This is a genomic window from Phaeodactylibacter xiamenensis (assembly GCF_965229835.1).
GTDB lineage: Bacteria > Bacteroidota > Bacteroidia > Chitinophagales > Saprospiraceae > Phaeodactylibacter > Phaeodactylibacter xiamenensis.
In genome coordinates this window covers 911,086-933,208 of record NZ_OZ245931.1, presented here as the reverse complement: position 1 = coordinate 933,208, position 22,123 = coordinate 911,086, and the positions used below count along the sequence as shown (strand labels likewise).

The 22,123-nt window shown below is 52.5% G+C and carries 15 protein-coding genes; 11 read left to right on the top strand and 4 right to left on the bottom strand.

Features of this window, described 5'->3' with window-relative positions; all coding sequences use genetic code 11:
- Positions 1–28: 28 nt before the first annotated feature.
- From ACO08I_RS03450 to ACO08I_RS03435, 4 genes are read right to left on the bottom strand one after another with little or no spacing between them, the layout of a single operon-like run.
- A complete protein-coding gene (locus ACO08I_RS03450) occupies positions 29–1,024 on the bottom strand; it encodes an alpha/beta hydrolase family protein (protein ID WP_421948485.1) in 996 nt (331 codons plus the stop codon).
- Positions 1,014–2,411: a glycoside hydrolase family 28 protein gene (locus tag ACO08I_RS03445; protein ID WP_421948484.1), complete on the bottom strand. Its 1,398-nt coding sequence runs from the start codon at positions 2,409–2,411 to the stop codon at positions 1,014–1,016. The genes ACO08I_RS03450 and ACO08I_RS03445 overlap by 11 nt, the downstream gene beginning before the upstream one ends.
- 9 nt (positions 2,412–2,420) lie before the next feature.
- Positions 2,421–5,060, bottom strand: coding sequence for a glycoside hydrolase family 2 TIM barrel-domain containing protein (locus ACO08I_RS03440; RefSeq protein ID WP_421948483.1), 2,640 nt, complete (start codon positions 5,058–5,060; stop codon positions 2,421–2,423).
- 48 nt (positions 5,061–5,108) lie between these two features.
- A complete protein-coding gene (locus ACO08I_RS03435) occupies positions 5,109–6,467 on the bottom strand; it encodes an arylsulfatase (RefSeq protein WP_421948482.1) in 1,359 nt (452 codons plus the stop codon).
- 101 nt (positions 6,468–6,568) lie between these two features.
- Here ACO08I_RS03435 and ACO08I_RS03430 point away from each other — a divergent pair, with 101 nt between their 5' ends.
- The 11 genes from ACO08I_RS03430 to ACO08I_RS03380 all read left to right on the top strand — a co-directional run bounded on the left by ACO08I_RS03430 (position 6,569) and on the right by ACO08I_RS03380 (position 22,064).
- Entirely contained in the window at positions 6,569–7,342 is a 774-nt protein-coding gene (locus tag ACO08I_RS03430; protein ID WP_282784326.1) for an SDR family NAD(P)-dependent oxidoreductase, read from the top strand.
- Between the two features lie 513 nt (positions 7,343–7,855).
- The gene (gene tyrS / locus ACO08I_RS03425) at positions 7,856–9,130 is read left to right on the top strand and encodes a tyrosine--tRNA ligase (protein WP_421948481.1); all 1,275 of its coding nucleotides are present in this window, start codon (positions 7,856–7,858) and stop codon (positions 9,128–9,130) included.
- Between the two features lie 81 nt (positions 9,131–9,211).
- Complete coding sequence (locus ACO08I_RS03420) at positions 9,212–10,009, top strand: PhzF family phenazine biosynthesis protein (protein ID WP_282784330.1); 798 nt, start codon at positions 9,212–9,214, stop codon at positions 10,007–10,009.
- Between the two features lie 15 nt (positions 10,010–10,024).
- On the top strand, positions 10,025–11,191 hold the full coding sequence (locus tag ACO08I_RS03415; RefSeq protein ID WP_282784332.1) for a trans-sulfuration enzyme family protein: 1,167 nt from the start codon (positions 10,025–10,027) through the stop codon (positions 11,189–11,191).
- Positions 11,192–11,273: 82 nt separating this feature from the next.
- A complete protein-coding gene (locus ACO08I_RS03410) occupies positions 11,274–12,782 on the top strand; it encodes a hypothetical protein (protein ID WP_282784333.1) in 1,509 nt (502 codons plus the stop codon).
- Positions 12,783–12,800: 18 nt separating this feature from the next.
- On the top strand, positions 12,801–15,293 hold the full coding sequence (locus ACO08I_RS03405) for a DUF5723 family protein (RefSeq protein WP_421948480.1): 2,493 nt from the start codon (positions 12,801–12,803) through the stop codon (positions 15,291–15,293).
- 58 nt (positions 15,294–15,351) lie between these two features.
- Entirely contained in the window at positions 15,352–16,044 is a 693-nt protein-coding gene (locus tag ACO08I_RS03400; RefSeq protein WP_421948479.1) for an SIR2 family NAD-dependent protein deacylase, read from the top strand.
- A 104-nt stretch (positions 16,045–16,148) separates the two neighbouring features.
- Positions 16,149–18,197 (top strand): glycoside hydrolase family 97 protein, encoded by a 2,049-nt coding sequence (locus ACO08I_RS03395; protein ID WP_421948478.1) that lies wholly within the window; start codon positions 16,149–16,151, stop codon positions 18,195–18,197.
- 92 nt (positions 18,198–18,289) lie between these two features.
- On the top strand, positions 18,290–19,597 hold the full coding sequence (locus ACO08I_RS03390) for an ABC transporter permease (protein WP_044227477.1): 1,308 nt from the start codon (positions 18,290–18,292) through the stop codon (positions 19,595–19,597).
- A gap of 57 nt (positions 19,598–19,654) precedes the next feature.
- Positions 19,655–20,602, top strand: a complete 948-nt coding sequence (locus ACO08I_RS03385) for a magnesium transporter CorA family protein (protein ID WP_282784340.1) — start codon at positions 19,655–19,657, stop codon at positions 20,600–20,602.
- Between the two features lie 232 nt (positions 20,603–20,834).
- Positions 20,835–22,064 (top strand): DUF6089 family protein, encoded by a 1,230-nt coding sequence (locus ACO08I_RS03380; protein WP_282784341.1) that lies wholly within the window; start codon positions 20,835–20,837, stop codon positions 22,062–22,064.
- The last annotated feature ends 59 nt before the right edge of the window (positions 22,065–22,123 follow it).

Below are 22,123 nucleotides of genomic sequence, written 5' to 3'. Positions count from 1 at the left end.
CTGACTTTCCCGGACTGTCCTAACTGGTTTAAGGTTCCAAAATATGGTCTAGAGCAACTGCCCTGACCATCTCATGAGCACCTTCAAAAATGGTTAGCTGTAAGTTCTTAAACTGTTTCCTCAGGTGGATGAGGCGGTCGCCAAGGAAAAGGGGCGGCTGGGTTTGTGGCGGCTGATAAGTTCGCTGAGCTAAAAGGTGTACCAGTTGCCCTGCACTTACCTGATCGGCCGGTTGCCCGCCCCACTCTTCCACCAATTGATTGTAGAAGTGTACAGACTGCGTTACGGGCACTGAGCCCTTGTAGCCATCGTGAATGCCGGCATAAAGGTACAGTTGGCTCTGATGGCGTTCCGGGTGTTCGGTATCCATGAAAATAGGGGATCGCCGGTGGGCTTCCGTAGCATTGAAAGTCAGGGAGTCACTTTGTGTCACGGCTTCCAAATGCCCGGCATATTTCAGCTCCCGGCTTTTAGAAGACCAGTACCAGTCCTCCAGATTACTGATGGGTACCCAGGCCGAAAAGCTCCGGATGGGATGCCGGCTTTTTCGGTACATCAGGAGCGTAGCGTACCCGCCACCACTTGCGCCTATAATATGGATCGCATTTGTGTCCACCCCGCCCTGATCAATGGCATACTGAATGGCATCCTCCAGGTCAGCTATCACCAAAGAGCTGCCGCAGGCTTCCGGACGGGTATTTGGGCCACGAAAATCAGGATGGATGTAGTTCCAGTTTTTATTAATGATTTCCTCCACCAGCCGGTCACGCTGATTGTAATCGCCACTCCAGGTATGTAGGCTGACAATGAGTGGCTGAGGTTCTGGCAGGGCGCTTTTGAAGTAGTAGGCTTTCTGAAACGTACTGTCCGCCGTACTGGGAATAAATACCCGCTCTACCGATGCAGGCCAGCTGTCTCCTCTTGGGTCGTCCCACTCCGGCGGTGACTGCCCCTTCAGCAGGTTGATAGACAGCAGGAGTATTCCTAAACTGAGGAGCAATGAAATAGAACTGCTAGTCTTCATCAATATTCAGTCTTTTGACCTCAATAAATTCGAACTTTGGCCTCGGATCATCCTGCGTAGGGGTGACGTTGAAGTTGCGGATCACTAACCCTTCCACATGTCGCGCAAAAAGACCGTGGGTGGGCAGGTACTTCCGGGACTTCAGCCCCTTGGTAAACATGGTGATTTCCGGATAGCGTTTCTCGTTTTCAGGCACCTCATTGAACAGTTCATCCGCGCCCGGAGCTTCGTTGTACGCTATGTCGATGTTCTCCAGCGTTACATTCTGAATGTAGTGCCCGGGAAAGCCCGTGACCGAGGAACTAAACGGCCCGGCATTGGTAATCCTGAAGTTGGAAAGGTGGATATTGCGCATCTGCCCCGGTGGAGGTTCAGGGGCGTCATCCGTATGCTTGCGGGCCCGGTTGCCCAGCTTGACAAAAATGGGGGCATAAACGCTGTCTGCCCGAAGGTTATGAATCCGAATGTTTTCCATCGTTCCCCCATCGACCAACTCCAGGGCTACGCCTGTAATAACCCGCCAAAGCGTTCCGGTTTTGTAGTGGACGCTGTCACTGGCGGAGATGGTAATGTTGGCAATATCGATATTGCTAAACCCGCCGGTGGTTTCTGTGCCGAACTTCAGCCCGTGGCAGTGGGATTTGAGGTCGCAATTACGGACGGTAATGTTTTCGCAGGGCGCCGGGCCGGTACTTTTGAACACCAAAGCATCATCGTGGGAGTCGATGCGGATATTTTTAATACTGACATTCCGGCAACCATCCACATTCAGCCCATCGTTGGTAAAGTTGCCATGGTTGATGGCGGTAATGCCTTCGATGTGCAGGCCTTCGCAGTTGAGGTAGTGCTGTAGCCATAGCCCGGCGCTGGTCAGGGTTAGCCCTTCTATTTTGACGCGCTTGCAGGAAATGAGACGCATGCCCAGCGGTTTGTCCCGGCCATGTTCCGCGGCTTTGAACTCCGGAGCATAGCTATTGCCATGTATCATGCCTCGTCCGGTCAGGGCGATGTCGGTAGCGCTCTCAGCGTAGATAAAGGCTTTACGGCTGTAGCGCTCCGTATAGGAACGGATGGTGCGCTGTTCCATGTCCGGATAGTCGCTCAGATAGGGACTGCCGAGCAAAGTGTCCCCGGCAGTAATGTGGATTTCAACGCCACTTCTGAGGACAAGCGTCCCGCTTAAAAAGGTGCCGCCGCTGATGAGCACCTTCCCGCCACCGGCTTCGTGGGCTGCATCTATGGCCGCCTGAATGGGCTGGGTATTCACCGTGGCTCCGTCTCCTTTTGCACCATACTCCTGTACGGCAAAGATCGTCTGTGCCTGAGCCAAAAGGGAAAAGGGCAGGGCGAGGGTAGTAAGTAAAATCAGAGTTCTGAATCGCTTCATGATCAGGTGTTAAAGTCCGCGAATGGCAATCCCGCTCAGAAAAGTGGTGCCGATTTCCGGTTCCAGGTCAATCCTCAGTCCTTGTTGCCCGGTGGCTTTCGCCTGGAAGGTAATAGCGGTAGCCTGAACGTCTTCCAGTTGCACAGCAGAACGTACCCTTTCTCCGTTGGCGCTGATGTGGAACAGCCGGTCTGCAACTACTTCTGCTTCGTCTCCCTCTGCACCGAGATTGTAGGCCAGCTTCTCCCGGCCGGACTTGCTGTATATTTCCGCAAAGTGGAGGGTGACTTCGTACCAGCCATCCGGCACATCTGCCCGAAAAGTAGTGAAGGTATCGCGGTGCGTCTGGTAAATGGGCTCATTATCGGAACCGAAAACCTCCTTGTCACTGCCTACCCGGAACCCTTTCCAGCTCATCAGCGCAGTACCATCCACATACCCGAAGGACCCCGGCTGATAGGCACGCTCAGGGAGCCACGCTTCTTTGGTGAGCATATCTGTGTAGTGAAAGTGTGCCCCCAGGTTCATGCGCAGGTCAATTTCCTTGACGGAAAGATTGCTGAGGTTTGACGGGATGGCGTGTGCGTGAAATTCACTTTGCCGGGACAAGCCTTTGCCTGCGCTGACCTCAATAAGGTTGTTGCCTTCCCGGAAAGGGACCCCGACCACGGTGTGATAATTGTCGGTTTCGAAAGTGCCCAAGACATTACCATTCACCACCACTTCAACGGCCGGCTGATTGGAGAAGATCCAGACCGGTTGGGTGAAGGTGTTGGTTTCATCCGCAAAACCGACTCGGTAGCCCCAGTCCTGACTGCCAATTTGCAGGTAAGACTGTTGCGATAAAGCCGCCTGATAGTACAGGTAACTGTCCTTGGGCGTCCGGTCGTGGTGCAGTATGCCTTTGCTATTAATGTGGGGCACCGGGTCTTTTCTGCCCTCGGATCCAAAGTCGGCAAAGTTCCAGATTGCTCCGCCCATCACGTGCGGGCGGGCGACGATCTGCTGGTAATAGCTGGCGTGGATCATCGTTTGCCATTCCACGGTAAAGTCAAAGCGTTTGGGGTTCGCAGCGTGGATGCGTGGGTCACTGCCGCCCCCGTATTCGGCCACGATAATGCCCTTGTCCGGATGGTCTTCGTGAAAACGGTCGAGAAATTCACCAGCCTTTGGCATATTTTCGGAGTACCAGCCGTAGTAGAGGTTCCAGCCTACCACATCCGTGATGTCATTCATGCCCGCTTCTTCGTACAGCTCATAGTTGCCATGATGGGCGATGGTCGTCCATCGGGCGGGGTCTTCTGCTTTTGCGACATCGTTGAGATGGCGGGTGAGCTTTTCCACTGCTTTCAGGTAGTCGGCTTCACTAACACCAGGATTGTCCTTTAGCCCGTTTTTTAAGCGGAGCAGTACTTCATTCATGAAACCCCACATGATGACTGCCGTGTGGTTATGGTGCTGCCGGATCATCTCCTGCAGGTTGCGGGTGCTGACTTTAGTAAAGTCTTCGGAAACGGTGATGGAATTGACGATGGGGATTTCTTCCCAGACCAGAATGCCGAGTTCGTCACAAGCCTCAAGCAGGGCCGGGTCTTGCGGATAATGCGCAATACGAATAAAATTGCCGCCCATGGCTTTCAGGATTTCCATGTCCCGGCGGTGGAGCTGGTCTGGTAGGGCATTGGCCAGTCCGGGATAGTCCTGATGCCGGTTGACCCCGATGAGATCAAGCGGCTCCCCGTTGAGTAGAAAAGCCCGGTCCTCGTTCATTTCAAACCAGCGGAAACCGTATTTGCTGGTGTAAAGGTCAATGGTTTTCCCTTTTTCATCGAGGAGCGCGACTTCCACCCGGTACAAATTGGGCTGTGCCGGCGACCAAAGATCGGGCTGACTAACCATGACCTCCATTTCTGCAATGCCAGGGCTGTTGCTGACTAGTTTAATCGGTGTTTCTGCTTGCGCGACCTGTTCCCCGCTCTTATCGAAAACTAAGGTTTGGAGAGCGAGCTTGGCGCTTTTGGCTGACTTATTAAGGACACGGGCTTTTACCTTTAGGGAGGCCGATCGTTTAGATACCTTCGGAGCGCTTAGGTAAACGCCCTTTGTACTGCCATCGAGCCGGTCGAAGTGCCGCTCTCCTTTACGGATGAGGTAGACATCCCGGTAGATGCCCCCGTAGAAGGTGAAATCGCCCGACATCGGCGGAATAGCCGGGTCGTGCCGGCTGTCTACCCGCACGGTGATGGTGTTCTCTGCATTCAGTTGGACATAAGGCGTAATATCCACCGCAAAAGCCGTATACCCACCTTTGTGCTCGCCTGCCAGTTGATTGTTGACATAAACCTGGGCCCATTGATAAGCACCTTCAAACTTGAGCAATAGTTGATCCTGCCCGGTTTTCGGCAGAAAAATCCGCTTTTGGTACCAACCCACTGACCTCAGATAACCATCCGCATCGTCGAAGGCGTCGAGCCGGTTCCAGGTGTGGGGCTTGTTGACGGTCGTCCAGGTCTCGGAGCCTGGCAGGTCGTTGAGGTTTGTATCTTCCTCTAGCAGGAATTTCCAACCTGCATTGAAAGTGGATTCCTGCGTAAAAATTGTATTCGTAAAAAGCAGGCTGCTAAGGAGAAATAGCCAGGTAGGTTTCATATCAGATTGTTTTCGGTGCTTCCGTTTTAAATTGATCAGGCAGACTGTCTAATCCCTGGGAGCCGCTTTCCCCGCCGGCCAGTAAATGGAAGGGGAGCGGGCTTCCGCAAGATAGGTTTCTATGGTTTTGATAATTTTTTTGTTTTTCCGGCTGACATCGTTGGTCTCCGTTGGGTCATCGGTGAGGTTGTACAATTCCAGCTTGCCATCCAAACCGTGCCGTACCGCTTTCCAGTTTTTCCAACGTACCGCCTGATCGAAGCCTTTCTCATGAAACTCCCAGTATAGGAAGCGGTCGGAAACCGGCATGTTTTCTCCAAATAGAACCGGGGAGATATCCATACCATCAAGATCCTTAGGTGCTTCAGCGCCTGCGACAGCCGCCAGGGTAGGGAGTACATCCGGGAAATACCAGGGATAGTCGCTGACCTTGTTTGCAGGTACGCTTCCCGGCATCCAGGCAATCATTGGGGTCCGAATGCCGCCTTCGTACATGTCGCGTTTGCGCCCCCGCAGCGGGCCGGAGCTGTCGAACAACCCTTCGTACCGGTTGGCAGCTCCATTGTCAGAGCAGAAGAATACCAGGGTGTTTTCTGCAATACCATGCGCTTTGAGCAGGTTTAGCACGCGGCCCATATCGCTGTCGATCATGCTAATCATACCGGCAAAGTGTTGCTGTTTGTCTGTCCAGTTTTTGTCTCGGTAAAGATCAACGTATGGCTGTGTGGCGGCGATTTCGCTATGCGGCAGACAGTAGGGCAGGTAAAGGAAGAAAGTGGTATCATGATGCCGGTCGATAAAGTCCAGTGCATAGTCCGTGAACAACGGGTGCGTGTGCTGCTCCCGTTGCCCATTGATATTACCGGGCAGCTTCAGCGTGTCCTGATTTTCCCACATAAATTCCGGGTAATGGCTGTGCGCCCGGCGCTGATTTAGAAAGCCCATCCATTCATCAAAGCCCTGCCGGTTAGGTTCGCCGGTGGTGTTTGCCTCTCCCAGTCCCCATTTGCCAAACATCCCCGTGACGTAGCCGGCCTGTTTGAGCACTTCTGCGACCGTTGTGTCTTCAGGCCGTAGTGGAATCCGCCTGGGCTTGGGGAGCTCCGGGACTTCCACCGCTGAAAAGTTGCCCCGGATCAGCGTATGCCCGCTATGCTGACCGGTCATCAATACGGATCGGGAAGGCGCACATACCGGCGCACCGGCATAAGCCTGCGTAAAACGCGTACCTTCCCGTGCCATTTGATCCAGAAAGGGCGTGGGGATGACCTCCTGCCCGTAACTGCCCAGGTCCCCGTAGCCAAGGTCGTCGGTCATGACAAAAATAATGTTTGGGCGGGGCTTGTCCGGCTGAGCTGTAGCGGAAATGCCCAGCAAAACAAATAGTGGAAAGATCAGTCTGCTCAAAGCTTTCAGTTTTTTAGGAGGTAGATTACAAATGGCTGGTGTCATCTTCCTTTCTCCCAGCATTACAATTTCTTAGTATTTTGACCTCAAAATAAAAAAGTATGAAACAGGACTGGATAGCCGGTAAGGGCGCTATCGTTACCGGTGGTGCATCCGGCATTGGGCGGGGCATCGCACTGGAAGCTGGTAAAACGGGTGCAAAAGTGATTGTTGCCGACCTAAATGCCGAAATGGGGCAGGAAACAGTGGAAATGATTGAAGCCGAAGGTGGGCAGGCGCTTTTTATCCCCACTGATGTGACCGACAGCCGGTCACTGGCAACCTTTGCCACTCAGGCCGCTGCCTACGCACCGGTCTGCTACCTGGCGAACTCGGTGGGGCTGCAAACGTACGGCACGGTGGACACGACTTCGGAAGCCGATTGGGACCGCACTATAGCTGTCAATCTGAAGGGGATGTTCCTGGCCACCAAAGCTATCCTTCCGCTCATTCGGGCAAACGGGGGCGGGGGCGTCGTCCACATCAGCTCCATACAGGGCAAGCGCTGCCAGAAAAATGTGCTGGCGTATTCCACATCCAAAGGTGCTGTGATCGCTATGACCCGCTCGATGGGCATTGACCACGCCGCTGAGGGGATTTACATTAATTGTATTTGCCCGGGCTCCATTGATACGCCTATGCTGAGGTATGGTGCCGGTGAGCACGGCCCGGCAGACGAGGTCATCGCTGAATGGGGACGCAATCATCCCATCGGGCGGGTAGGGCAGCCGGAGGAGGTGGCCAAAACCACGCTTTTCCTGTGGAGCCCGGATTCTAACTTTATTGTCGGGCAGGCCCTGAACATAGACGGTGGTTTGGGTAGTATTATTTTTTAGCTTTTCATTCACTTTGTCTGAGCGTTGATCATTAATAACGGGCAGGCCCTAAATCATAGATGGTGGTTTGGGTAGTGTAATATTTTGATTTTTCATTCACTTTATTTGAAGCATAGTCTTTAATAACGGGCAGGCCCTAAATATAGATGGTGGTTTGGGTAGTGTGATTTTTTAGCTTTTCATTCACTTTGTCTGAGGGTTGATCATTAATAACGGGCAGGCCCTAAATCATAGATGGTGGTTTGGGTAGTGTAATATTTTGATTTTTCATTCACTTTATTTGAAGCATAGTCTTTAATAACGGGCAGGCCCTAAATATAGATGGTGGTTTGGGTAGTGTGATTTTTTAGCTTTTCATTCACTTTGTCTGAGGGTTGATCATTAATAACGGGCAGGCCCTAAATATAGACGGTGGGCTGGGTAGTGTGATTTTTTAAGCCTTCAGGAACTTCCGCCGGGGATCGTTAGTTTGGTAGAAAAAATTAACTTTGCGCCAAACGAATCCAAGCTCAAATGGACTTTCTGAAAGAACTGGAATGGAGGGGGATGTTACACGATGCGACCCCCGGCATCGAAGAGGTATTACAATCGGGTAAAGTTGCCGGCTATATTGGCTTTGACCCCACCGCCCCTTCACTGACTATCGGCAATTATGTGCAGTTGATGCTGCTGACCCTGTTTCAGCGCTCCGGGCATCAGCCGGTTGTGCTTATGGGGGGCGCTACGGGGCGGATTGGCGACCCTTCCGGAAAAGATAAGGAACGCGAGCTGAAGTCTTACGATGAGCTGGACAACAACCTGCAGCATCAGGTACGGCAGATGGAAAAATTTATCAACTTCACAGAAGGCGATAATAAGGCAATTCTGGTCAACAACCTGGACTTCTACAAGGATATGAACATCCTGGATTTTCTACGCGATGTGGGGAAGACCCTGACCGTGAATTACATGAGCTCTAAGGAGTCCGTAAAGAAACGCCTGGAGACCGGGCTGTCCTTTACCGAATTCAGCTACCAATTGCTGCAGGCTTACGATTTTCAGCTGTTGTTCAATAAGCACAACTGCATTCTGCAAATGGGCGGTTCTGATCAGTGGGGCAACATCACAAGCGGCACGGAGTTCATCCGCCGTAATCTCAATGAAAAAGCCTACGCTGTCACTACGCCACTGCTGACCAAAGCCGATGGCAGTAAGTTTGGCAAGTCCGCCGAGGGCAATATCTGGCTGGATGAAGAACTTACCACGCCTTACCAGTTCTACCAGTTCTGGATCAACGCTGCGGATACTGATGTCCCTAAGTTTACCCGCTACTTCACCTTGCATACGCGGGAAGAGATCGAAGCCCGTGAAGCCGAGCATGCAGAGAATCCACAGGAACTCAAGCGCCTGCTGGCTGAAGAGCTGACCATCCGCATCCACTCTGAGGAGGCCTACCGCTCGGTGCTCAAGGTGACGGAATTGCTCTTCAACCGAAAGGCAGGCAAGGAGCAACTGCTTGATTTGTCGGAAAGCGAACTGAAGACCGTAGCCGCAGAGATTCCAAGCTTTACCTTACCGAAGGAGGCTTTGGCAGGCGGTGCCAATATCGTAGACTTACTGGCAGAGCACACCCAGGTGGTGGCTTCCAAAGGAGATGCCCGCCGCGCGATTAAAGGCAATGCCATCAGTGTGAACAAGGAGAAGGTGAGCGACCACGATGCGGTTATTACCCATGAGGCACTGCTGCATGGCAAATACCTCATGGTCGAAAACGGTAAAAAGAATAAATTTATTCTTGAAGCAGAGTAATGGAAAGCACTGGGGTTGAGTAGGTTAGCTTGACCCCGGTTTTGCCTTCGCTCTAATCCTGAAATCCCAAATTCATATGCTATGCCCGGTCCACGGAAAATTCCGATTTATCAGATTGATGCTTTCGCCAGCCAACGTTTCAAAGGAAACCCCGCTGCCGTTTGCCCACTGCATTCCTGGCTGCCGGATGCTACCCTGCAGGCTATTGCTGCTGAGAATAACCTATCGGAAACGGCTTTTTTCATTCCCGGAGGAGAAGCGGACTATGAACTGCGTTGGTTTACCCCGGCAATTGAAGTGGACCTGTGCGGGCATGCGACCCTGGCTGCCGCACACTGTTTGTTTACCCACTTAGGGCACCCGCATAAAAGTATCACCTTCGGTTCCCGCAGCGGCTTGCTCACGGTGACCAGGGAAGGGAAGGAGTACATGCTCGACTTCCCGGCAGATAATATTGAAACCGTGGTAGCCCCCCGAGCCCTCAAAGACGCACTGGGCACGGAGCCCGTGGAGGTGCTAATGGGGCGGGACGATTTTCTGGTCGTCCTCGAATCAGAAGCAGATGTCGCTCAGCTTGCTCCCGACCTGCGGTTGCTCAAAGAAGTCCGCTGCCGCGGCGTAATTGTGACGGCACCCGGCAGTACCACCGATTTTGTTTCCCGCTGTTTTTACCCGGCTGCGGGCGTTGACGAAGACCCGGTTACCGGTTCTGCACATACGACGATGACCCCATACTGGGCAGAACGCCTTTCGAAGCAGGAGCTCACTGCCCGTCAGCTGAGCAAAAGAGGCGGTCATCTGCGCTGTACTATGCTGGGAGAGCGGGTGGCCATTTCCGGTCCGGCTGTTACCTATATGGAAGGTGAAATTTTTATTTAGAAAACCGCTGATGCTATGCACCTGAGCGAAATCCTTATGCACCTTGGCGAGGACCGCCACAACTACTTTAACGCGGTTTCTCCGCCGGTCATGCAGACCAGCAATTTCGCGTTTAATACACTGGATGATTTTCGGCAGGCTATTGCTCAGGAGGCTCAGCAACCGGTCTACTCCAGAGGGGTTAATCCTACTGTTGCCATTTTGCGCAAAAAGCTGGCTGCCCTGGAGCACGCTGAGGATGCGCTGGTTTTCGGCAGCGGAATGGCTGCCATTTCGGCTGCAATTCTGGCACATTGCAAGGCAGACGGGCACGTTGTATGTGTAGCCAAGCCCTATTCCTGGACCCACAGTATACTGGTGAACTATCTGCCCCGGTTCGGAGTGTCCCACACCTTTGTGGATGGTACTGGCCCGGAGCAAATCGAAGCCGCTATTCAAAGCAATACCACTTTGCTTTACCTGGAAAGCCCCAATTCCATGACTTTCGAGCTGCAGGATCTTGAGGCTTGTGCGGCTATCGCCAAAAAGCATGGCATTCCTACCTGCATCGACAACAGCTATGCTTCGCCGGTATTTCAAAACCCCATCGACTTTGGTATCGATATGGTCGTCCACTCCGGCACCAAATACCTCAACGGGCATAGCGATGTCGTATTTGGAGTGCTCTGCGGCAGCTATGAAACCATTGGGCGAGTCTTCGCCGGAGAATACATGACCCTGGGCGGCATTCTTTCCCCACACGATGCGAGCCTGGTCATCCGCGGGCTGCGGACCCTTGAGCTTCGCATGCAGCGTACCCACGAGAGTGCTTTGGAAATCGCCCGTCAGCTGGAAGGCCACCCTGCCGTAGGCAAGGTCCTGCATCCCTGGCTGTCCTCATTTCCTCAGTACGAACTGGCCCGGAGGCAGATGACCGGAGCCGGAGGCTTGTTTTCCTTTTATCTGGATGCTGATACTTTCGGTCAGGCGGAGCGCTTTTTTGAAGGCCTGGAGCGTTTCCTGCTGGCGGTTTCCTGGGGCGGGCACGAGTCGCTTGTCATGCCAGCTACTGCCTTCTACGGCGTGCCGGGACGAGAAGACTCCACCACGCCCTGGAACCTGGTCCGTTTATACATCGGATTGGAAGACCCAGCCTGGCTGTGGGAGGGGCTTGAAAAAGGCTTTCAGCATATGAGAGGGTAAGCCTGTAACATTTTGGCAGGTTTATGCGTAAACCTTTGCGGTGGGGTCATTACCTTTAGATGACCCAAGCAAAGAAAATACTATGAAAAATCTACCCTCTATCTGGTTAGCCCTCCTTGTGGCTGGACTGGCCAGTTGTTTCCCGGACCGATTTGAAGTGGCTGAGCCCGACGACTGGAATCCTGCCTTTGGTGTGCCACTCATTAATACCTCCTTTAGTATCAATGACTTGCTCGATGATCTTGATGATGGTAGCCTGATCCAAACCGACTTTGGCAACCATCTCACCATTGTCTATCAAGACCGTATTGAAGTGAAGCCAGAGTTTGAGTTAGACCCACTTCCAACCATTCCTGTACCCATCGCAGAAAAACAACAAACGGTAGAGTACCAGGCACCTGGCAACTACCGGTATGAAATCATCCGGTTGAAAGCAGGTCAGTTTGCCTATACTGTGCTTAATCCATTCCCTGAATCAATTGCGTTTACCCTCACTTTCTCAAATTTACGGCTGGACGGCAACAGCTTGTCTGTCGCTGCCACCCTGCCTCCCGCAGATATGAATGGCGCTTCGGAAACAGTTGGCACGCTGGATTTGACAGGCTACGAACTGATTCTGGATGAAGACATTGAGACCACGTATACCGCCAACCGCATCAGCGATAACAGCCCGGTTGACCTTCCGCCTTTTCTGACCTCCATCAGCGGGATGGACTATAGCTACATTCAGGGGTACTTTGGAAAATTTGATGTAAGCCTGCCCGGGGATTCTCTGGAGTTTGCCTTTCTGGACAACTGGGAAGCGGGTGAACTCGAGTTTCTTGAGCCGGTTATCAGCCTGACGTTTTACAACACTATGGGCATCCCTCTGGAGCTGCGGTCAGACACTTTCGACCTGCATACTTACCGGAACGGCATTGTTGCGCTGGATAACCCCCTGCTCAATAGCGGTTTGCTGTTTGCCTTTCCCTCTGTTGACGAGGTAGGAGAAGCCAGGCCTACGATGCTCCGTCTGGACGCTGAAAACTCCAACATCGTATCTGCCATATCCGGCGTGCCTTATCAGCTGGACTATGCCTTTAGCGCAGTGGCCAACCCTTATGAAAACAACCTCATTACCAATCACCTTACGGATTCCGTCAAGGTAGGTATTGATGTCGAAGTGGACATTCCGCTGTACGCCCGAGCGAGTGGCTTCCGGATTGTTGACACCTTTGAGGTTGACCTTTCCGACCTGGAAGATTTGGACCGTCTCGGCTTCAAGATGGTGGCTGACAATGGCTTTCCGCTTGAGTTAGGTATGCAGTTACAGTTTATGGATGGCAGCGGAATGGTATTTGATTCCCTTTTCCAGGAAGGCCCGCGCCTGGTGGCAAGTGGCAACCTGCGCCCCGATGGCACTGTCTCCACGAGTAAAGAATCTATCCTGGAAAGTGACCTCAGCGGCACTCAGCTGGAGCAAATCCTGAGGCGGACCACCGATGCCCGGATCATTGCTACACTCGAAAGCCCCAATGAAGGCGCTGATGCTGCCCGTATGCTGAATACTTATATCCTTGGCATCAGGCTGGGTATCCTTGCCGGGCTTTAACCTCAAAAACCCCTCGTTATGTATCGTATAATTATCACGGCATTACTGCTTTTGATGGGTTGGGTACTTCCTGCCCAGGAATACGGGCTGTACCAAATGCGCGATGTTTGGAATGCCAGCCATCTCAATCCCGGCTTTTTCCCCCGCCAGGAATTCATTGTATCACTGCCGTCTGTGCATACCAGTTTGAATGCGATTGGCATTAATCAGGAGCGGCTATTTGAATACAACAGTGCAGAAAATACCAATTATCTGAACCTGGATGGTGTGGTAGGCGAGCTGGAGCGCGATTTGGTCCTGAAGAACTCCACTATAATTGATGGATTGGGCGTAGGCGGCAGGGTTGGCAAATTATTCGTCAGCCTGTCCACGAGTAGTGTGCTGGACGCTGAGTTTACCCTTCCGGAAGCCCTGCTGCAAACCGTATGGGAAGGGACTGAGCAATACCTCGATCAGCCCCTCAATATCGGTCCATCAGTTGATATGATCGCGTATCAGAAAATCGGACTGGGGCTAAATTATGAAGTTAACCCCCGCCTGGCTATAGGCCTGCGTATCAACCGTTTGATGGGTGCTGGAAGTTTTGTGACTAATCGAAGCGGTCTGACTCTTACGCAGAGCAGCGATATTTACCAAACTACAGCAGAGTTGGACTATGAAGCCTTTTACTATGGTGCCGGGCAATTCAACCTGCTCGATCAGACCATAGAAGGATTTGAAAACTTCGGTGATGCGCTGGACACGGATGGCGTGGAGCCGGAAGGCGGTGCCGGGCTGCGGCGATTTACCAATGGGAACACTGGCTGGTCATTCGACCTGGGCGCTGAGTATCTCATGGGCGACCGGCTGACCCTGTCTGCATCCTTGCTCAACCTGGGCAGTATCCGGTGGGAAAATGCCACACAACAAGTTAACCTGACCGGCACTGTCAACTTTGAAGGCGTAGATGCGGCTAACCTGGACGAGGGAGAAGACTTTGAAGTGGTGCCCGGCATTGATACGGTGGGCACCTTTGAAGCCACCTCAAATGTCGCTTACACGCAGGCGCTTGCACCCCGCACTTACCTGGGCGCGAATTATCAGCTTTTTCCTTTTTGGGATGTCGGTGGGTTATTGTACAACGAGTTTTTTACCGGTGGCACCTTTACGGCATTGTCCCTGAGCACCCGGTTCTCCTTAGGGCGTATACTCAGCGTAGGCGGCGTTTACACTATGCAAAACGGTACTTTTAACAGCCTGGGCGCCAATGCAGCCCTTAAACTGGGACCGCTTCAGGTTTATGCCATTGCTGACAACCTGTCTGCTGTGACCAACGAGGAGCGCCTCGACGGGGCAAACTTCCGGGCAGGGCTCAATCTGACGTTCGGCCGCAAGCAATCAGATTTAAAACTGGCTGCTGCCCGTGGTTTGGATTCAGAAATGCCTGATCCTGTCCATGTACCTGCCGCCACTCCGCCGGCTGAAGCACCCGTAGCCGCTGAATCTGAATCGCCCGCCAAGGCAATAGTCGACGAGACACCGGAAGAGGTCTCTGCGGTTAATGGTAATCAAGTCGCTTCGGAAGAAGGAGCCACACCTGCGGAGCCTGAGCCCGCTACAACCGAGATTATAGCCACCGATAACCCTGAGCCATCCGCACAGTCACCGTTGCTCACCTACCCTGATGAAGAAGACAACTACCCGGAGAACCACCCCGCTAACGCAGACGGGCTAAAGCTCTTCCCCTTCAGGCTTGAACTACGGGACAATCAGGACCTGGGGCTGGTCGAAGCGGCAAGCGTAGATGTTTACCGGATAGAACAAGGTGGCTACTACAAACTCATACAAACAGAAGAAGCCTTTGGTGGACGGGTGAATATGCAGCTCTCTGCCGAACGGGCACCTTATCAGGCCGTAGTGAAATCTGCCGGCTACGATAGCCTGATTGTCGACTTTCAGCCGGAGCGGAAATCCTCTTTGAACCAGGTCGTTTTCCTGATTGCCGCCGAAGAAGAGACCGCAAATGATGCAGCAGCCTCAGAGGCACCTGACTCATCGGAAAGCCCGGAAACCCCTGATCAGCCAAAGCCTGAAGCAGAATCACAGGCGCCTGCTCCCGCAACTGAACTCAGCGAATCAGCGCCCGGGACCCTTGTTCCTGAAGAGATGGAAACCCCGGCACCCGAACCGATGCCCGAACAGGCACCGCTAATGGAAACAGTGCCTGAGCCCGAAATGCCAGCAAATGCACCGGAACCTGCCGTTGATAGTGGACCAGAAGCAGCTGATACTGCCTCTGATGGAGCAGAGAGCGGGTACCCCATCGCCTACGAGCCACCCTACGCTACTTACCTGCTGACACAGCGGACGAGTCTGCGGGAAGCCCCCAACTCCAGTTCGGGAGTGATTTCCCGTATGCCGGTATACACCGAGCTGAAATTGCTGGAAAAAACAAATGAATGGTGGTGGAAAGTTTCTATGGGTGGTTGGGATGGTTATGTAAAGGCGGCCCTGCTTAAGTTACGGGATTAGTTTTTACAGTCTGCACCGATTGTGTATCTTTAGGAACATAATTTTCAGTGCAAACGATATGGACAAACTAGTAATATTGACCGGCGCAGGCATGAGCGCCGAAAGCGGCATAAAAACCTTTCGGGACGATGACGGTCTTTGGGAAGGGTATGATGTCATGGAAGTGGCTTCCCCTCAGGGCTGGCGCAAGAATCCTGAGCTGGTACTTGACTTTTACAATCAGCGCCGGCGGCAACTCCATGAAGTGGAACCTAATTCCGGACACGAAGCCCTCTCTGCTTTGGAGGATATTTTCAACACCACTGTGGTGACCCAAAACGTAGACGATTTGCACGAGCGGGGCGGCAGCAGCAACGTACTTCATTTGCATGGAGAACTTTTCAAGGTGCGCAGCACACAGCATCCGGAATTGGTCTACGACTGGAAAGAAGACCTGAATATTGGCGACACCTGTGAAAAAGGCCATCAGCTCCGCCCACATATTGTTTGGTTTGGAGAAGCTGTTCCTATGCTGGAGGAGGCTGCGCTGGAAGTTCTGGATGCAGATATCATTATGATCATTGGCAGCTCCATGCAGGTTTATCCTGCTGCCGGACTGGTCGGTTTCGCTCAGAAAGCCCGGAAAATCTACTACGTTGACCCTAACCCTTCCATCAATTATGAACTGAGCCTGATTGCCGATCTGAAGGTGATTGATGCGCCCGCTACACAGGGGGTGCCTGCTGTGGTGGAAGATTTGATGAGGGTATAATCTATTGAGTTTACCGACGAAATCCAACTAAATATATGAAATCCTATTGGTGCCTTCCCCTACTGGCTTTGGCTCTGCTGGCCGGCTGCTCAAAAGACAAAGAAATGGACAAGATATTGGAAATCTCTTCTCCAGGTGGCGACCTTCAGTTACAGTTTACGCTTACTGAAGAAGGGGAGCCGGTCTACTGGGCCCGGTATAAAGACACCGCCATTTTGGACACCTCTGCTTTGGGATTTGAGCTGGTAGATGCACCAAGCCTGCGGGCTGGTTTTGAAATGACAGACTACTCCACCCGTGCGCTGAATGATGTGTGGGAAATGCCCTGGGGCGAACAGCGGGAAGTGTCCAACAACTACAATGAGCTTACCGTGGAGGTCCGTGAAATTCCGCCGCCCAATCGCAGGATGCGTCTCATCTTCCGGATTTATGATGATGGCTTTGGATTCCGGTATGAATTTCCGGAACAGGAAGGGCTGGAAACGCTGGAGATTGCCGAGGAGCGAACCGAGTTTCAGCTCACTGGTAACCACACTGCCTGGTGGATTCCCGGCGACTGGGATATTTACGAACATTTGTACAATGAAACCTCTGTCTCCGGTATTGATGCGCTGAGCAAGCGGGACCATCCCAATCTGGCGCAAACCGCCATACCCGTCAATGCGGTGAATACTCCGGTGACGATGCGGACAGCAAACGGGCTGCACCTGAGCTTCCATGAAGCTGCTCTGACCGACTACTCAGGGATGACTCTTTTGGTGGATAATGATACCTATAAGCTCACCAGTAATTTAGTAGGTTCTGAGCGCACGCCTTATAAAGTCAAGCGGAAACTGCCCTTCCATACCCCCTGGCGTACCGTACAGGTAAGCCCCGATGCCGCCGGCCTGATTGAATCCAACCTGATTGTAAACCTCAACGAGCCCAATCAACTGGGCGATGTGGAGTGGTTCAAGCCCACCAAGTACGTCGGGATCTGGTGGGAAATGCACCTCGGCAAGTCCTCCTGGGACATGGCCAGTGGTAAGCACGGTGCAACGACCGAAAATGCTAAGCGGTACATTGATTTTGCTGCTGAAAACAATATCGGAGCCGTCTTGGTGGAAGGCTGGAATACTGGCTGGGAACACTGGATCGGATTTGAAGACCGGGAGGGTGTATTCGACTTTGTGACGCCTTACGAAGACTATGACCTGGAGGAGGTGGTGCGCTACGCTAATGAGAAAGGCGTGGAAATGATTATGCACCACGAAACCTCAGCTGCCCCGCGTACCTACGAGCAGCAGCTCGATACTGCCTACGCCCTTATGCAACGCCTGGGCATCCACAGCGTAAAAACCGGCTACGTGGGTAAAATCATCCCGGCCGGAGAATACCACCATGGCCAGTGGATGGTCAACCATTACCGCAAGGTGCTGGAAACGGCAGCCGAATATGAAGTGGCCGTCAATGCCCATGAGCCGATCAAAGCTACTGGCATACGGCGTACTTTTCCGAATGCGATTTCCCGGGAAGGCTTACGTGGGCAGGAATTCAATGCCTGGTCGGTGGAAGGCGGTAACCCTCCGGATCATCTGCCCACGGTTGCTTTCACCCGGATGCTGGCTGGTCCAATAGATTTTACGCCGGGGATTTTTAATATGAAACTGGCACCTTACAAGGAAGAAAGCCAGGTCAACACCACCCTGGCCCATCAGTTGGCGCTCTATGTGGTGATCTACAGCCCGGTACAGATGGCGGCTGACTTGCCGGAGCATTACGAAGACCATCCGGCATTCGAGTTCATCCGGGAGGTTGGCGTAGATTGGGAACAGAGCAAAGTGCTCAACGGTGAGGTTGGCGACTACGTGACTATCGCCCGTCAGGAGCGCGGGACTGATCGCTGGTTTCTGGGCAGCATTACCGATGAGCAGGAGCGTTCCCTTGAAGCTTCACTGGACTTCCTGCCCGCAGGGGCCAATTACAAAGCTACTATCTACCGGGATGGAGAGGGCGCTCACTGGGATGAGAACCCCTCTGCTTTCCTCATCGAGTCCTTTCTGGTAGACCGGAGCACAACCCTGAAGCTGGACCTGGCGCCGGGTGGTGGGACAGCCGTTATACTGGAACCCGCTACGGCGGAAGACGAAGAGCGTTTGCAGACTTACCGCTAAAGGGCCCGGCTCCGCAAGGAGTAATCTCTTCGTGCCCCGGCAATTACATTTCGTACTGTATTTGTCAAAGAATCGGTTATCTTTGGCCGTATATGAATTTCCCGTATTTCATAGCAAAGCGTGTTGCCGGCTCCGGTCAGGCATCCTTCTCCCGATTGATTATTCGGATCGCAGTAGTGGCTATCGCCCTGAGCGTAACGGTCATGATTTGCTCTAATGCCCTGATTGCTGGTTTCAAGCAGGAAATCCGGGCTAAAATCTTCGGCTTCTGGGGGCATATCCATATCACCGATACGGACATTAACCGGTCCATGCTCGAAGCTTTTCCTATCAAAAAAGATCAGGATTTTTATCCGCATCTGGATACAATCAAAGGCGTTTCCTACCGCATGCAGGAACCCTTCATGGGCAAACGGGTGGAACGGACGTACACCACAAAGGGTGGTATCCGGCACATTCAGGTGTTCGCCATCAAGCCAGGGATCATCGAGGCGGGCAAGGGAGAAGATCAGGATATCGAAGGCATTATCCTTAAAGGAGTGGGGGAGGACTTTGACTGGGCTTTTATGGACCAGTACATTAAACGAGGGAAACGGTTGTCGCTCCCTGAGGATGAAATGTCGCGGGACATCCTGATTTCTGCCCAAACGGCCAAACGCCTGCAGATCGATACCGGGGATACCTTTATTGTACACTTTGTGGAGAAGGGCGAGCAGTTGCAGCGCCGTTTTTACGTTAGCGGGGTTTACCGGACCGGGCTGGAAGAGTACGATCAGAAGTTTGCTCTGGTGGACATCCGGCAGATACAGCGCCTGCTGGGCTGGACAGAAGATCAGGTTAGTGGCTTTGAAGTCTTTATTGATGATATTGATGACCTGGAGGCCTATACCGATTACATTTACTACGAAGAACTGCCACCTGACCTATACGCCGAAAGCATTCGCCGGAAACTACCGGAGATATTCGACTGGCTGGACCTGCAGGACATCAACGAGGTCGTCATCTTATCACTGATGGTAATTGTAGCGATCATCAATATGGTCACAGCGCTTATGATCCTGATTCTGGAGCGTACCAATATGATTGGCACCCTTAAGGCGCTGGGGACTTCCAACTGGAGCATTCGTAAAGTTTTCCTGTATTATGCTGCCTACATTATCATAGTGGGGCTTTTTTGGGGCAACCTCTTCGGCATAGGCCTGTGCGTATTGCAGGATCAGTTTGAGCTCATCCGGCTTTCAGAAGAAAACTACTACCTGAGCACGGCTCCGATTGCACTGCAGGCACTGCCGATTTTGCTCATCAATTTAGGGACGCTCATCATCACCCTGGTCTTTTTGCTGTTGCCGTCTTATCTGGTCAGCAATATAAGCCCTGTTAAAGCCATTAGGTTTAAGTGATGAGAAATTGTATGTTTGTGGATGAAGTCCGATTCCTCAAATTGACCAAGAGCAGCCATGATCCGGTACTATACCAAAGAGGACAGAACGCTACGGGAGCTTGAAGAGCCGCAGTATGGCTGCTGGGTGAACATCTCCCCGCCATTCAGCCACGAGGAACTGGAAGAGCTTTCCCAGCAATTTGATATTCCACTCGACTTCCTGACTGACTCCCTTGATATTGACGAACGGTCGCGCTACGAGCGGGAGGATGACATCCGCCTTATTGTGGTGAATACCCCTATCCTCAATGAGATAGAGGAAGAGAACGACGCCATTTATATTACTGTACCGATCGGTATCATTCTGACACCGGATCAGTTTATCACCATTACGGCCTACGAAAATCCGGTCCTGCAGTTGTTCCTGGACGGAAAGGTCCGCGGCTTCAACCCCAATGATGAAAGTGCGTTTGTGCTTCAGATCATGGAGCAAAATGTCTACCGCTTTCTTACCTGCCTGAAAAAACTCAACCTTAAGCGGAATCTTATTGAGAAAGAACTGTACGACTCCAGCCGAAACAAAGAACTCAAGCAGCTCCTCAGCATCGAAAAAAGCCTGGTCTACTTCGTGAACTCCCTCAGCGCCAACGAACTCCTGAAAATGAAGATGAAGCGCACGGACTTCCTCAAAATCCGGGATGACGAGGACAAATCAGACCTCTTTGAAGATATTATCATCGATAACAGTCAGGCCCTTGAAATGGCAAACATCTACACCAATATCCTGAATGGGACGATGGATGCCTATGGATCGATTATCTCCAACAATCTCAATATCACCATCCGGCGGCTCACGCTGATTACCATTATCCTGATGGTGCCTACGCTGGTTGCTTCCTTTTACGGGATGAACATCCCCCTGCCTCTGGAGGGAAAACCCTACGCCCTCCCCATCATAGTCGCCGTTTCGATCAGCCTTAGCCTGCTTGTCACCTGGTACTTTCAACGCAAGCGGCTGTTTTAGTGCCCGATAGAATCTTGTTAATTCTTATTCGTTTTTTTGGTATGTGATGCATTAGCCGTACCTTGTGTGGTAGATTTATCCCCCCTTCACAGAAAGAACACCCAGATACCCCATTTCGGGGGCACATCCATCCATTCGACCAGCATAAACAGCATTAAGGCCGTTGCAAATGTGACGGGAAAACGAGGTATAAGCCGGAGGGAGCTTTCCGGTATATTGAATTCGATAAACAATGAGGCTACACACGATTTACTTCACAGCCCTGGCTGTTCTGTTGCTGGGGCAGATGCAGGCACAACCTGCAAAATGGGAAGGTGGTTTCCTGGCTGGCCTTTCGGGCTATCAGGGAGAGCTCACCGAAACGATGTTCCCGGAACTGGACGAAACGGGAGGACTGTATGGATTCCTTGCGCGGTACCATCTGCATCCGGAGTGGGCCATCCGCACTCATCTTACCTATACTGAACTCAGCGGGGTAGATCTGCCCCGTTTCACCAACAGAAACTATAGCTTTCAATCCTCAATAGGCACCGCAGCCCTCGCGGTAGAGTGGGAGCCCTTTGGGCAACGCCGGTATCCGGGGCCACGGCAGTTCAAACGGATTTTTTCTCCCTATCTGTACATCGGCGGCGGCTGGGCAGGATATACGGCAGAAGCGGAATTTGACCGTGCCAACACGGAGTTTAAATCAGAGGAGATTGCCAAAGATCAGGCTGAGGACTATCCGAAACATGCTTTCCTGCTTCCTGTGGGCGTAGGGCTTAAAGCCGATGTGACCCGCAGTATGGTGGTGGGCTTTGAATTTGGCACGGCCACGGCATTCTCTGACTATTTAGATGGTATTAGTGAAGCCGGGAACCCTGCCACTCCGGACTGGTTGCCTACCGGGGCGCTTACCGTTACCTTCCGGCTGTTGCCCAAAGATCAGGATAAGGACGGGATTGCCGATGAAGAAGACAATTGCCCAAAGATCAAAGGCAACTGGTCGGCATTCGGTTGTCCGGATGAAGATGGAGATGGCGTGGAAGACCTTGAAGACCTCTGCCTGGGCGAGCCCGGCCCACGCAGCCTCAATGGCTGCCCGGACACGGACCTCGATGGTATAGCAGACCGGGAGGACCGGTGCCCTAATACCCAGGGCAGCAAACAAACCCAAGGCTGCCCGGACTCAGACAGCGATGGGTTAGCAGATTTGGATGACCACTGCCCAAAGTTATCAGGTTCTTTGGGGCGTTTTGGTTGCCCAGTGCTGGATACGGATGCGGATGGCGAACTAACCGATGAACCGGTGGTTTGTCAGGGCAGCGTTGAAACTGAACACCTTAAAAGCCTGGACGAAGCCTACAAGCCACTTTTCGAATGGCTAAAGCAACTGCGTATTCCCGCCAAAAAGCCTCTGCCTGAAAACCTTACCGTACCTGCAATTACACCCTCACCGGCTACCGGAGTGTTCAACTTTTGAATAATTTTTCAAAAGAATTTGTACCTTTCCCGTGACAGAAATATGCCCGGAGCAGTTTT